Raw genomic sequence first — 12,990 nt, 5'->3', positions numbered from 1 at the left:
CTGTTGTACGAGTGCCGCGTCCCAGGTTCGGGGCAGGGCGAACCCGAGTTGACCCCTGCAATATGGTCACCCTACATTACTGACCCATAAGTTATTAAAGCTTGCGCCCTGCCGCTCATCCCATCATGGCAACCTCCGGCAAGACCACCGCCACGGACCACTCCGCTCCCCGCAAGGACACCGAAGCCCCCCGCTGGAGCCGGCGCAAGGCCGCGCGCCCGCAGGAACTTGTCGCCGCGGCGCTCGAGCTGTTCGTGGAGCGCGGTTTCGCGGCCACGCGCCTGGAAGACGTGGCCGCCGCAGCCGGTGTCTCCAAGGGGACGGTGTACCTGTATTTCGCCAACAAGGAAGAGCTATTCAAGACCGTGGTACGAGAGAGCCTCGTGCCCGCGCTCGCCCGGGGCACGGACCTGGTCGACCGGTTCGAGGGCACGACGCCGGAACTGCTGCGCGAACTGCTGCGGGGCTGGTGGGGGCTGATCGGTGCCACGCCGGTGTCGGGGCTGACCAAGCTGATCATGGCGGAGTCCGGCAACTTCCCCGACATCGCGCGCTTCTACCAGGAAGAAGTCATGGTGCCCGGAGACGAGCTGTTCACACGCGTACTGGCGCGCGGCGTCGAGCGCGGCGAGTTTCGCGCCCTGCCGCCAAACCCGACTACCACGCTGGTCTGTGCGCCGCTGGTGTTCCTGATGCTGTGGCAACGCTCGTTCGGCCTGTATTCGCACAAGGAAATCGACCCGGATGCGTACCTCGACAACCTGCTCGAGACGCTGCTGTTCGGCCTGACTGCCGGCGAAACACGTGACCGTCCGCTGCCCCCGAAATCCGGGCCCTACATCTGGGAAAAGATCCGCGATGAAATGACTGCGCAGCGGCTGGGCCAGCGCACCGACGATCTCGACACGGTTGCCCCGGCGGCCACCGCACAACAAGACAAGACATGAAGCGAAACAAGAAGATCCTGATCGCCGTGCTTGGAGCCGTGGCGGTGCTGAGCGCAACGGCCGCCGTGCGCAAGGTCAGCAGCGCGCGCCAGGCGCCCACGCAGACCGCGGCGCCTTCGGTGGTGGAGTTCCTCCAGTCCGACCTGGTACAGGCCGGTGCACAGGACCTGCGGGTGGCACTGCCGCTGTCGGGCAGCCTGCGCGCACTGAACCAGGCTTCGGTCAAGGCCAAGGTCTCTGGCGAAGTGCTGCAGGTGCTCGTGCGCGAAGGCGAAGCCGTGCGGGCCGGCCAGGTGATCGTGCGCATCGACCCGACCGAATATGAGGCCAAGGTTGCCCAGGCACGCGGGCAGATGCTGGCGGCACGCGGCCAGTTCGAGAACTCGCGCCAGACCTGGGAGCGCAACCGCGAACTGGTCGGCAAGGGCTTCATCTCGAAGACCGCGTTCGACAACTACCAGTCCAACCTGGATGTGGCCCGCGCCAACCTCGATGCCGCGCAAGGCGGCCTGGCTGTCGCGCAGAAGGCGTTGAACGACACCGTGGTCAAGGCGCCGCTCGACGGCATGGTGGCCGCGCGCGCTGTGCAGCCTGGCGAGAAGGTATCGCCCGACACGCGCCTGATCGACGTGGTCGATTTGCGCGTACTGGAACTGGAAGCCCCGGTGCCGATGGCCGACGTGGCGCGCGCATCGGTGGGCCAGTCCGTACAGCTCGATGTGGAAGGCGCCGGGCAGTTTGCCGGCGCTCTCGTGCGCATCAACCCGGCCGTGAGCCAGGGGACGCGCAGCATCATGGTCTATGTGCGCGTGCAGAACGACGACGGCAAGCTGCGTGCCGGTATGTTCGCGCGGGGCGCGCTGGTGCTAGGCCAGCGCAGCGGTGTGGTGTCGGTGCCGGCTTCAGCGGTGCGCAGCGACGGCGAACGTGCTTTCGTCTATGTCATCGAAAACGGCGTCCTCGCCGAGCGCGCGGTGCAGACCGGCGTCCGCGATGAAGGCAGCGGCATGGTGGAAATCGTCTCGGGATTGACAACCGGTACCGAGGTCGTGCGCAACAACCTCGGCACGCTGCGCAGCGGCAGCCAGGTGCGCCGCGTGAAGGCCTGAGGACGCACCGCCATGTGGTTCACCCGCCTGTCGATCCAGAACCCGGTGCTGGCCACCATGATGATGATGGCGTTCATCGTCGTGGGCCTGTTCTCGTACCAGCGCCTGCCGGTGGACCAGTTCCCCGATATCACCTTCCCGGTGGTGGTGGTGCAGACCGAGTATCCGGGTGCCGCGCCGGAATCGGTCGAGTCCGACGTCACGCGCAAGGTCGAGGAGATCGTCAACACCATCTCCGGCATTGACGAGATTTTCTCGCACTCTTATCAGGGCACATCGGTCGTCGTCGTCAAGTTCGACCTGAGCGTCGATGTGGGACAGGCCGCGCAGGACGTGCGCGACAAGCTCGCACTGATCCGCCCGCAACTACGCGACGAGGTCAAAGAGCCGCGCGTGCTGCGCTACGATCCGACCGACGCGCCGATCTTCTACCTGTCCGTGTCCAACGCGCCGGGCGCGCAGCGCAGCCAGCGCGAGCTGACGACGATTGCCGACCAGATCGTGCGCAAGCGGTTGGAAACCGTGCGCGGCGTGGGTGCGATCAACATCGTCGGCGGGACCAAGCGCGAGGTAGAGATCCGCATCCGCCCCGCACAGCTCGAAGCGCTCGGCATCGGCATCGACCAGGTGATGAACGCGATCCGCAGCGAGAACCAGGAGCTGCCGGCCGGCGAACTGCGCTCGTCCTCCACCGAGACCGTGGTGCAGATCAAGGGCCGCGTGCCCACGCCGGACGCGTTCCGCCACATCATCGTCGCGCGCCGCGCGGGCCAGCCCGTCACGCTCGGCGAAATCGCAGATGTGCGCGACGGCCAGGAAGAGCAGGAAAGCCTGGCGCTGCTGGACGGCAAGCGCGCCCTCTTCCTCTCGGTGGTCAAGGCGCAGGGCCAGAATACGGTCGATACCGTCGATGGCCTGGTTCGCATGGCCGACGAGGTGCGCAAGCTTGTGCCCGCCGGCGTGCAGCTCACGGTGGTCAACGACACCGCGCGCGGCATCCGCAGCAGCGTGAAGGAAGTCCGGTCTACGTTGCTGGAAGGCGCGCTGCTGACGGTGGCGATCGTCTTCCTGTTCCTCGGTTCCTGGCGCAGCACGGTCATCACCGGGCTTACGCTGCCGATTGCGCTGATCGGCACCTTCGGCGTGATGTACCTGTGCGGCTTCACGCTTAACGTGATCACGCTGATGGCGCTGTCGCTGTGCGTGGGCCTGCTAATCGACGATGCGATCGTCGTGCGCGAGAACATCGTGCGCCACAACCTGATGGGCAAGGACCATCGCACGTCTTCGCTCGACGGCACGGCCGAAATCGGGCTGGCAGTTTTGGCCACCACGTTCTCGATCGTCGCGGTGTTCCTGCCCGTGGGCTTCATGGGCGGCATCATCGGGCGCTTCTTCCACCAGTTCGGCATCACCGTGGTGGCGGCCGTGCTGATCTCGATGTTCGTGTCCTTTACGCTGGACCCGATGCTGTCCTCGGTCTGGCACGACCCCGACCTGCACGGCACCGGCAACAAGACAAGCTGGTACGGCCGCACCATCGGCCGGCTGCTCGACTGGTTCTCGGCGCGCATGGATGCGCTGGGCCATGGCTACGCGGCCATGCTCGGCTGGGCGCTCAAGCACCGGCTGGCCACCACGCTGATCGCAATCGTCACGTTCTTTGGCAGCTTCGCGCTGGTACCGCTGATCGGCACAGAGTTCGTACCGGCTGCCGACCTTGGCGAAACACAGGTCGGCTTCACCACGCCCGTCGGCACCTCGATCGAAGTCACCGAGGCCAAGGTGCGGCAGGTCGAAGCGGCGCTCAAGACCTTCCCCGAAGTCGCCTATACCTACGCCACGATCAACGCGGGCAATACGTCCGGGCGCAACAATGCGCTGGTGTCGGTGCGGCTCGTCGATCGCCGCGCGCGCAAGCTGTCCACCGTGCAGCTGAACCCCAAGATCCGCGAGCGCCTGGGCAGTATTGCCGGCATCACGCTGACCATGGTCGGCATGCCGGACGGCGCGGGCGGCCAGAAGGCCGTGCAGGTGTCGATCCAAGGTGATGATCTTGACGAACTGCGGCGGCTGTCACAGGAAGCGAGCCGTCGCATGCTCGCGATTCGCGGCCTGGCGGACCTGGATTCGAGCATGAAGGACGACCGCCCCACCATCGAGGTGCGCATCCGGCGCCAGCTCGCGTCCGACCTCGGCGTCGGGGTCGCGCAGATCGGCAATGCGCTGCGGCCGCTGCTCGCAGGCGACGCCATCAGCTCGTGGCGCGCGCCGGACGACCAGAACTACGACGTACGCGTGCGGCTGCCGCGCGAGGCGCGCACGGGCCTCGCCGATCTCAACGCGCTGATGATCGCCAGCAACCAGACCAACGCCGACGGCACGCCGAAGATGGTGCCGCTGCGGCAGGTCGCCGAACTGGTGCAGACCACGGGCGCCAACCAGATCAGCCGCCGCGACCTGAACCGCGAAGTCGAACTGACCGCCAACACCGCCGGACGCTCGGCCGGCGAAGTGGCACGCGACGTCAAGGCAGCGCTCGACGGCATGACTTGGCCGGCCGGCTACAAGTACCGCTTCGGCGGCTCGACCAAGTCGATGAACGAGTCGTTCGGCTATGCGGTGTCGGCACTGGCGCTGGCAGTGATCTTTATCTACATGATCCTGGCCTCGCAGTTCGCGAGCTTCTTCCAGCCGATCGCGATCATGACGTCGCTGCCGCTCACGCTGATCGGCGTGTTCGCGGCGCTGCTGCTGTTCCGCTCGACGCTCAATATGTTCTCGATCATCGGCTTCATCATGCTGATGGGGCTGGTGACCAAGAACGCGATCCTGCTCGTGGACTTTGCCAATCAGGCGCGGCGCGGGCATGTGGACGGCGCCGACGGCCATGCGCCGCTCTCGCGCGAAGCGGCGCTGATCGAAGCCGCGCGCGTGCGGCTGCGCCCGATCCTGATGACCACGCTGGCGATGATCTTCGGCATGGTGCCGCTTGCCTTCAGCCTCGGCGAAGGCGCCGAGCAGCGCGCGCCGATGGGCCAGACGGTGATCGGGGGGATCATCACTTCGTCGATCCTGACGCTCGTGGTCGTTCCTGTGATTTATACGTATCTTGACGACTTTGCCACATGGCTCCGGGGACGCTGGCACGGCAAAGACGCGGCGGCGGTGGCGCCAACCGCAGAAGCCGGCGCGGCGGCCGTCGTACAACAGCGCAGCGCGGAATGAGCCGGACGACGCACCAGAGGGTTAAAATACTGGGTTTGACAAGATTGTCCGGCCGTGGCACCGCGCGGCTGCGACGCGATGACCCACATAGCGGTCGGCATTGGTAAGGAATGGCAAGATGGATCTCGAAAAAGCCCGATTCAACATGATCGAACAGCAAATCCGCCCGTGGGACGTGCTGGACCAGGAAATCCTGGACCTGCTGGCGGTGGTCAAGCGCGAGGAGTTCGTTCCCGCTGCCTACAAGGGCCTGGCCTTCGTCGACATGGAGATTCCGCTGCCGGGCGGCCAGAACATGCTGCCCCCGCGCGTGGAGGCCCGCATCCTGCAGGAACTGGCCGTGCGCAAGCATGAGAACGTGCTCGAAATCGGCGCCGGCTCCGGCTACATGGCCGCGCTGCTGGCCAACCGCGCACGTCACGTGCTGACCGTGGATATCGTTCCCGAACTCGTGACCCTGGCCCGCCAGAACCTGGCCAATGCCGGCGCCACCAATGTCGACGTGGCCGAAGGCAACGCCGCCGACGGCTGGGCCGCTGCTGCCCCGTACGACGTGATCTGCATCTCGGGCTCGCTGCCGGCCATCCCGCAGTCGATGCTGGCGCAGATCAAGGTCGGTGGCCGCATCGCCGCGTTCGTCGGCACGCTGCCGGTGATGGAGGCGCGCCTGGTGACGCGCCTGTCCGAAACCGAGTACCAGGTGGTGAACCTGTTCGAGACCGCGGTCAAGCCGCTGGTCGGCGCGGCCCAGCCGTCGCAATTCCGGTTCTGAGGAAGCAACATCATGCAGGTGATCCAACCCACCGAACTGGCCCAGTGGCTGGCCGATGCCAGCCGCGCCAGGCCGGTCCTGCTGGATGTGCGTGAGCCGTGGGAGGTGCAGACCTGCGCCATGCCTGGCATCACCCACATCCCTATGCGCGACATCCCGGCGCGCGCCGCCGAGCTGGACGAGGATGCGGACATCGTCTGCATCTGCCATCACGGCATGCGCAGCATGCAGGTCGCCGCGTATCTCGAGCGCCAGGGCTACGCCAGGGTCTACAACCTCACCGGCGGCGTCGACGCCTGGGCGAGCCAGGTAGACCCGGCCATGCCGAAGTACTGAGAGGCCAAAGCCTAGCCAGCTTGCCGGCCGCCACGAAGTCAAACCCGAACAAGAAAACGACCGTTGGCCGCGCCTGTGCCGGCAACCTGGAGATGTGATGACGTTTGCGCCTTTCGCCGCGACCGGCAGGATGCGACTGGCAGTTGCGCTGTCCTTGTATGCGCTTCTGCAAGTGCCGACGGCCTCGGCCGCCGACCTGCTGCAGGTCTACCGCGATGCCCAGTCCAACGACGCCCAGTTCGCGAGCGCGCGCTCGCAACTGCTGGCCACGCGTGAAAAGCTGCCACAGGGCCGGGCCGGACTGCTGCCGCTGGTCACGGGCACCGCTGGCGCCACGCGGACCAGGCTTGACCAGACTGCGGCACTGGCGCAGGGGCTGCCGAGCGCATCGGGCGTTCGGTTCTTCAATAACAACAACTGGGCGCTGCAGCTGAGCCAGCCGCTGTTCCGCTGGGATCGCTGGGAAACCTACAAGCAGGGCGAACTGGCCGCGATGGCCGGCGAAGTCACGTTCCAGCAGGCGCAGCTCGACCTGATCACACGGTCAGCGCAGGCCTACTTCGACGTGCTCACGGCGCAGGACAATCTCTATCTGGCTGGCGCGCAGAAAAAGGCCATCGGCGAGCAACTTGCGCAGGCGAAGCGCAACTTCGAGGTCGGCACCGCCACCATCACCGACGCCAACGATGCGCAGGCCCGCTACGACCTGGCCACGTCGACGGAGATCGCCGCGCAGAGTGCACTGGAAGTGGCCCGCGCCAACCTGCAGCAGATCACCGGCAAGCCCGTGGATGAGCTGCTCGGACTACGGCCCGAGGCGGATCTGCCGGCGCCAGTGCCTGCAGATTCCAATGCCTGGGCTGCCCAGGCCGAGGCCAGCAACCTGCAGGTAGGCCTGGCCAACTACAACCTTGAAACCGCCCAGCGCGAAACCAACAAGGCAAAGGCCGCGCACCTGCCTTCGGTAGACCTGGTGGCGTCCTACGGCTTCACCAACCAGACCGGCAGCGCCACGCAGACGATCTCGACGCACTACAACGCGTCGCAGATCGGCGTGCAGCTGAGCATGCCGATCTTCGCGGGCGGCCAGATCCAGTCGCGCGTGCGTGAAACGATCGCACTGGCCGACAAGGCCGCCAGCGACCTCGAATTTGCGCGCCGCACGGCCGCGCAAAGCGCGCGCCAGAGCTATTCAGGCGTGTCGAACGGCCTGGCACAGGTGAAGGCGCTGGAAGCTGCCGAACGCTCGGCGCAGAGCGCGGTGGAATCGAACCAGCTCGGCTACGAGGTCGGCGTGCGCATCAACATCGATGTGCTGAACGCCGAGGCGCAACTGTTCCAGACGCGCGCGAACCTGGCCAAGGCACGCTATGACACGATCATGAACGGCCTGCGGCTCAAGGCCTCGACAGGCGTGCTGCAGGAAAACGATATCGTCCAGATCAACACGCTGCTGACGTCGACACCGGGCGCCATGTATCAGTTGCCGCAGAAGGCGAAGATCGGCGCGGTGACCACGCCCACCCCTGCCTCGGCTTCGCGCCGCAGCGGCCGGCGTGAAGCACAGGCAGCCGGCACGCCGCGCTCCTGAAGAAAACGACTGGAATGACGCAAAACGGGCCGCAATGCGGCCCGTTTGATTTGGGTGCCAGCCTAGTTCGCCCGCGTGCGCGACTCCACGCTCAGCAGCTGCCAGCGGATCGACGATGCATCGGCCGGAGGATTCGGCACCTTGTACTCGCGCACACGCAGCTTGTATGAGATGCCCGGCTCGAAATCGAGTCCTTCGATCGGGCCATACCAGAGCTGCCACGGCGCATCCGGCGACTCGCGCCAGCGATAGCAGGTCATGCGGCCCACACCGGTGCACTCCACACGCTGCGAATCAATATAGACGGTCTTCTCTACACTGCCTGCGGCATCGACACGCGCGCCACGCTGGCCAACGCCCTCGCGCTCGACAAACTGCAGCAGGTCCTCGCTGGCCGTTTTCCAGATGATCTGCCGCCCTGTGGAACCTGCCGAGGGCTGCGTGCCGACCGTCACGAACGGTGTCTGCATCGCCTTGAGCAGCGCCGACTCCAGCTCCATGCGCGGCGGCGGACAGGCCATGCGCGTACCGGCCACATGATCGAAGCGGATGCCGGTATCGGTCTTGCCGTAGCTGCCGGTAAAGCGGTTGCAGCCGCTCGTGCCGCTGACGGTGCCTTGCGCAGCGTCGATGCCGCTGTTGAACTCGAAGATGATGGGCTGGCCGTTGTCGCCATGCGGGATGTCGCGCAGCGTGCCGTCGGGCTGTTGCCAGCGGATCAGTTCCCAGCGACTGGGACCCGAGGATTGAGTCTGGTTGAGCGCGGGCGCGGTGGCGGGCGATTCCGGCGCGGGGCCTGTCGCGCAGGCGCCCAGTGCGCCAGCGAGCACGGCTGCCGCTGCGCCGCGTCGGGCGAACCGGAGGCAGGTATCACGGGTGAATGTCTGCATGGGTGTTGGCTCCTGTCGTAAGGCGAGCCGGGCAGGCAACTGACTGCCCGGCGCACCAGGTTGATGCCCCTTAGAGCCTGGGGCATTGCCGCGAATTCCCTGCGCGGCATGGATTGCGCGATGCCGGCTCAGGCGCCCAGCGCGGGCGCCACCGCGGCCAGCGTGCGCACGGTGGCACCGCGGTGCATGCCCGCAAACGTGCGTGCATGCGCGCGCATGTCGGCCAGCGCCGCGGCATCGGCGAGCAGGCCGGCCGCAGCCTGCATCAGCTCGTCGGCATTCGTCACGCGCCGGCATGCGCCGGCCGCGATCGCATCTTCCGTTGCCTGCGCAAAATTGAACGTATGCGGGCCGACCAGCACCGGAGTGCCCACTGCGCAGGACTCGATCAGGTTCTGCCCGCCGAGCGGCAGCAGGCTGCCGCCGACGAAGGCCAGGTCCGAGGCGGCAAAGTACATCGCCATCTCGCCCATCGAATCGCCGAGCACGATGTCGGCGGTGATGGGCCCAGCCAGCTTGTCGATATCCATTTCGCTGCGGCGCTGGACCGTGAAGCCCGCGCGCTCAGCCATGCTCGCCACCTCGTCAAAGCGTTGCGGATGTCGCGGCACAAGCAGCAGCGCAGGCCGTGGCGTCTGGCCACCCAACTGCGCCCAGCGAGACAGCGCATCGAGCAGCAACGGCTCCTCCCCTTCACGCGTGCTGGCCGCAGCGAGCACGGCACGGCCGCCGAAACCCTGACGCAAGCGATGGCCGCGCTCGACACCGGCTGGCGCCGGCTGCATGTCGAATTTGAGGTTGCCGGTGATCTGCACCGCATCAATGCCCAGCGCCTGGAACCGCTCCGCGTCACCGCTGGTCTGGGCCAGGACGCCGGCAAAGTCCGCGTACATGGCGGCTGCGGCGCGTCCAAAACGCGCCGTGCGGCGGTAGCTGCGCGGCGACAGCCGAGCATTGACGAGGAACAGCGGCACGCCGGCACGGCGCGCACCGCGTACGAGATTCGGCCAGACCTCGGTTTCCATCAGCATGCCCGCCGCCGGCTGGAAATACCGCAGGAAACGACGCACCAGCCACGGCAGGTCATAGGGCAGATAGCACTGGAGTACGCGGGGCTCCTTGCCGAAAAGCTGCGCGCCGGTCTGCCGGCCGGTCGGCGTCATGTGCGTGAGCAGCAGCCGGTGGGACGGATAGGCGCCTAGCAGCGCCTCGACCAGCGGCTGTGCGGCGCGGGTCTCGCCCACGGACACCGCATGCACCCACAGCCATGGACCTTGCGCGGGCAGGTGTCCGTAGGCGCCGAGACGCTCGCCAACATGTTGAACGTAGCCCGGCTCCTTGCGACCGCGCCATGCCAGCCGCAGCAGCGCCAACGGCAGGACGACGACCCAAAGCAAGCTGTACAGAACGCGTAGCATCAGTTTCCTGTCCCGCGCACGCGGCACGTGGCCTGCCAGACTTCATCGACCGTGGGCACGACGCCGTCGTCGCCCACATTGGCGATGCGTTCGGACCAGTAGCCTTCGGTCTTCCAGCGCCAGGTGGCGGTATAGATTTCCACTGTGGGCCGGCACAATGCCGCGGCGATATGGACGAGCCCGGTATCGACCCCCACCACGACCTCTGCGCGGTTGATCAGCCCGAAGCCCTGCATGACAGAGAAGCGCGGGAGGACCTGCGCGCCGGGCACGCCTGCGGCAATCTCCTGCGCCGCACGGCGCTCCGCCTCATTGCCCCACGGCAGCAGCATCATGAGGCCATCCGCCTGCAGTCGTTGGCCGAGTGCATGCCAGTTTGCGACCGGCCACTTCTTCTTCGCGCCGGCGGTGGCATGGAAGCACACCGCAAAGCGTGCCGGTAGTTGGGCCCAGATCGGATCCTCGACATGGAGCGATTGCGCCGATACGCCGAAGAATTTCGGCGGCTCGGGCGGTGCCGTGCCCGTCAGTGCGGCGCCAAGCAGGCGCGAGCGGCGCACCGAATGCGCCTGGCGCGGGACGCGGACGGGATCGGTGTACAGCAGCCGCGCGACCGGCTCGTAGCCGGAGCCCTGCGTTCGGTTGCCAAGGCCGATGATCGGCGCATTGGCCGCCCGCGCGGCGACGCGCGCCACCACGGCGGTCTTCAGCAGCCCCTGGCTTTCGATCACTGCGTCATAGCGCTGCGCGCGCAACGCATCGCGAACCCCGCCGATCTCGTCCCAGATAGCCGACTGCCAAAAGCGCTTGCGCCAGCGGCGCAGCGCAAACGGAATCACGCGCGCCACGTCCGGCAGCAGGCGCACGAGGTCGACATAGCCCTCCTCCACCACCCAGTCGATCTGCGCGCCGGGCCATCTTGCGCGCAGGTCATGGATCAGCGGCATGTTGTGGACAACATCACCAAGCGACGAGACCTTGACCACAAGGATGCGCGGATTCGCTGGCAACACGAACGGCACCGCCTGCGTCACGGCGTGCGGCGCCGCCGGAGCGGCCATCGCCTCACGCATCTGCTCAGAACGGGAGCTTGGCATCAGGCTTTTCGGCCAGGATCACACGCTTGAATTCAGCCTGGATACGGGCCAGCGCCGCGTCGTTGTCAGCCTCGAAACGCATCACCACCACAGGCGTGGTGTTGGACGGGCGTGCAAGACCAAAGCCATCGGGATACTCCACGCGCACGCCATCGATGGTGATAACCTCGCGCGCGCCCTCGAACTTGGCGTTGGCCTTGATCTTGTCCAGCAGCGTGAACGGCTCGCCTTCCGCGCACTTGAGCTGCAGTTCCGGCGTGTTGTTGGCGTTCGGCAGCGCGTTCAGCACGGCGCTCGGATCGGTATGGCGTGACAGGATCTCGAGCAGGCGCGCGCCGGTGTACAGGCCATCGTCAAAGCCGTACCAGCGGTCCTTGAAGAACACGTGGCCGCTCATCTCGCCGGCGATCGGCGCGCCGGTTTCCTTGAGCTTGGCCTTGACCAGCGAATGGCCGGTCTTCCACATCAGCGGCTCGCCGCCGTGCGCGCGGATCCACGGTGCCAGCTTGCCGGTGCACTTGACGTCGTAGATCACCTGCGCGCCCGGATTGCGGCCAAGGATCTCTTCGGCGAACAGCATCAGTTGGCGGTCGGGGAAGATGACCTGGCCGTCCTTGGTCACCACGCCCAAGCGGTCGCCATCGCCGTCGAAGGCCAGGCCCAGCTCGCAATCGGTCTCGTGCAGGCACTTCATCAGGTCCCGCAGGTTTTCCACGTGGGCAGGATCGGGGTGATGGTTCGGGAAGTTGCCGTCGACGTCGCAGAACAGCTCGGTCACCTCGCAGCCCAGGCCGCGGAACAGGTCACCGACGAAGGCGCCAGCCACGCCGTTGCCGGCGTCGAGCGCGATCTTCATCGGGCGGGCCAGCTTCACGTCGCTCGTGATGCGATCAAGGTACTGCTGGCGCACATCGCATTGGCGGTAGGCACCTGCACCGTTGGCGAAGTTGCCCGCCTCGATGCGCTGGCGCAGACCCTGAATCTGCTCGCCGTAGATCGCCTTGCCGGCCAGCACCATCTTGAAGCCGTTGTAGTCCGGCGGATTGTGGCTGCCGGTGACCATGATGCCGGAAGTGGCCTTTACGCCATCCAGCTCGATGTTCGTGCCGAAATAGACCATCGGCGTCGCGACCATGCCGAGATCGATCACGTCCATGCCGGTGGCACGCAGGCCATCGACCAGGCCGCCGATGAGATCGGGCCCCGACAGACGGCCGTCGCGGCCGACTACTACGGCCTTCTCGCCAGCTTCCGCCGCCGCGGAGCCGAAGGACAGGCCGATCAGGTGGGCCACATCGCGGGTCAGCGTCTTACCGACGATGCCGCGGATGTCGTAGGCTTTGAAGATGCTGGGATCGATTTGCATAGGGGGGTTCCAGTGATTAGATTCTGCTGGCAGATGCTGTCCCGGCAGCGGGACGCCCGTTGCGCCAAAGGCGTTATTTTGCCGGATCGCGGAGATGGCCGGCGCTATAATCACGCCGCCGCCTCCAAAGGTGCGCCGTTCTGCCGTCCGGCGGCCTTGTCGCGCTTGCTCTTGGCGCCCGGCGCGTTCGTGCGCGAGGCCAGCCTCACCTGTCCTACCTGAACTGTCCTGCAATA

10 protein-coding genes are annotated in these 12,990 nt (G+C 66.5%); 6 read left to right on the top strand and 4 right to left on the bottom strand.

Going from position 1 to position 12,990, the window contains the following annotated elements; translation table 11 throughout:
• Nucleotides 1–125: 125 nt before the first annotated feature.
• From K2O51_RS16235 to K2O51_RS16210, 6 genes are all read left to right on the top strand, one after another.
• Nucleotides 126–947 (top strand): TetR/AcrR family transcriptional regulator, encoded by an 822-nt coding sequence (locus tag K2O51_RS16235; RefSeq protein WP_220631381.1) that lies wholly within the window; start codon nt 126–128, stop codon nt 945–947.
• Nucleotides 944–2,056, top strand: a complete 1,113-nt coding sequence (locus K2O51_RS16230) for an efflux RND transporter periplasmic adaptor subunit (RefSeq protein ID WP_220631380.1) — start codon at nt 944–946, stop codon at nt 2,054–2,056. The genes K2O51_RS16235 and K2O51_RS16230 overlap by 4 nt, the downstream gene beginning before the upstream one ends.
• Before the next feature lie 12 nt (nt 2,057–2,068).
• A complete protein-coding gene (locus tag K2O51_RS16225) occupies nt 2,069–5,284 on the top strand; it encodes an efflux RND transporter permease subunit (RefSeq protein WP_220631379.1) in 3,216 nt (1,071 codons plus the stop codon).
• A gap of 118 nt (nt 5,285–5,402) precedes the next feature.
• Nucleotides 5,403–6,056 carry a protein-L-isoaspartate O-methyltransferase family protein gene (locus K2O51_RS16220; RefSeq protein WP_220631378.1) on the top strand — a complete coding sequence of 218 codons (654 nt, stop codon included), beginning with the start codon at nt 5,403–5,405 and terminating at the stop codon, nt 6,054–6,056.
• A gap of 12 nt (nt 6,057–6,068) precedes the next feature.
• Complete coding sequence (locus K2O51_RS16215) at nt 6,069–6,392, top strand: rhodanese-like domain-containing protein (protein ID WP_220631377.1); 324 nt, start codon at nt 6,069–6,071, stop codon at nt 6,390–6,392.
• 97 nt (nt 6,393–6,489) lie between these two features.
• Nucleotides 6,490–7,983 (top strand): TolC family outer membrane protein, encoded by a 1,494-nt coding sequence (locus K2O51_RS16210; RefSeq protein ID WP_220631376.1) that lies wholly within the window; start codon nt 6,490–6,492, stop codon nt 7,981–7,983.
• Nucleotides 7,984–8,045: 62 nt separating this feature from the next.
• Here K2O51_RS16210 and K2O51_RS16205 read toward each other — a convergent pair whose 3' ends face one another.
• The 4 genes from K2O51_RS16205 to K2O51_RS16190 all read right to left on the bottom strand — a co-directional run bounded on the left by K2O51_RS16205 (nt 8,046) and on the right by K2O51_RS16190 (nt 12,754).
• Entirely contained in the window at nt 8,046–8,873 is an 828-nt protein-coding gene (locus K2O51_RS16205; RefSeq protein ID WP_220631375.1) for an META and DUF4377 domain-containing protein, read from the bottom strand.
• 128 nt (nt 8,874–9,001) lie between these two features.
• A complete protein-coding gene (waaA, locus tag K2O51_RS16200; RefSeq protein WP_220631374.1) occupies nt 9,002–10,291 on the bottom strand; it encodes a lipid IV(A) 3-deoxy-D-manno-octulosonic acid transferase in 1,290 nt (429 codons plus the stop codon).
• On the bottom strand, nt 10,291–11,388 hold the full coding sequence (waaC, locus tag K2O51_RS16195) for a lipopolysaccharide heptosyltransferase I (RefSeq protein WP_425332994.1): 1,098 nt from the start codon (nt 11,386–11,388) through the stop codon (nt 10,291–10,293). Before waaC ends, waaA begins: the two co-directional genes overlap by 1 nt.
• The gene (locus K2O51_RS16190) at nt 11,369–12,754 is read right to left on the bottom strand and encodes a phosphomannomutase/phosphoglucomutase (protein ID WP_220631373.1); all 1,386 of its coding nucleotides are present in this window, start codon (nt 12,752–12,754) and stop codon (nt 11,369–11,371) included. The genes waaC and K2O51_RS16190 overlap by 20 nt, the downstream gene beginning before the upstream one ends.
• Between the last annotated feature and the right edge of the window lie 236 nt (nt 12,755–12,990).

The sequence above is a fragment of the Cupriavidus pinatubonensis genome (assembly GCF_019602855.1).
GTDB classification, from domain to species: Bacteria; Pseudomonadota; Gammaproteobacteria; order Burkholderiales; family Burkholderiaceae; genus Cupriavidus; species Cupriavidus pinatubonensis.
Note: the sequence above shows the minus strand (reverse complement) of the source record. Positions and strands in the feature narration are given on the sequence as shown.

What these genes read in the sequence shown, in the direction of transcription:
- K2O51_RS16210 (WP_220631376.1), top strand. Translation starts at nt 6,490, where the DNA reads ATGACGTTTGCGCCTTTCGCCGCGACCGGCAGGATGCGACTGGCAGTT.
- K2O51_RS16205 (WP_220631375.1), bottom strand. Translation starts at nt 8,873, where the DNA reads ATGCAGACATTCACCCGTGATACCTGCCTCCGGTTCGCCCGACGCGGC.
- waaA (WP_220631374.1), bottom strand. Translation starts at nt 10,291, where the DNA reads ATGCTACGCGTTCTGTACAGCTTGCTTTGGGTCGTCGTCCTGCCGTTG.
- waaC (WP_425332994.1), bottom strand. Translation starts at nt 11,388, where the DNA reads ATGCCAAGCTCCCGTTCTGAGCAGATGCGTGAGGCGATGGCCGCTCCG.
- K2O51_RS16220 (WP_220631378.1), top strand. Translation starts at nt 5,403, where the DNA reads ATGGATCTCGAAAAAGCCCGATTCAACATGATCGAACAGCAAATCCGC.
- K2O51_RS16230 (WP_220631380.1), top strand. Translation starts at nt 944, where the DNA reads ATGAAGCGAAACAAGAAGATCCTGATCGCCGTGCTTGGAGCCGTGGCG.
- K2O51_RS16225 (WP_220631379.1), top strand. Translation starts at nt 2,069, where the DNA reads ATGTGGTTCACCCGCCTGTCGATCCAGAACCCGGTGCTGGCCACCATG.
- K2O51_RS16190 (WP_220631373.1), bottom strand. Translation starts at nt 12,754, where the DNA reads ATGCAAATCGATCCCAGCATCTTCAAAGCCTACGACATCCGCGGCATC.
- K2O51_RS16215 (WP_220631377.1), top strand. Translation starts at nt 6,069, where the DNA reads ATGCAGGTGATCCAACCCACCGAACTGGCCCAGTGGCTGGCCGATGCC.
- K2O51_RS16235 (WP_220631381.1), top strand. Translation starts at nt 126, where the DNA reads ATGGCAACCTCCGGCAAGACCACCGCCACGGACCACTCCGCTCCCCGC.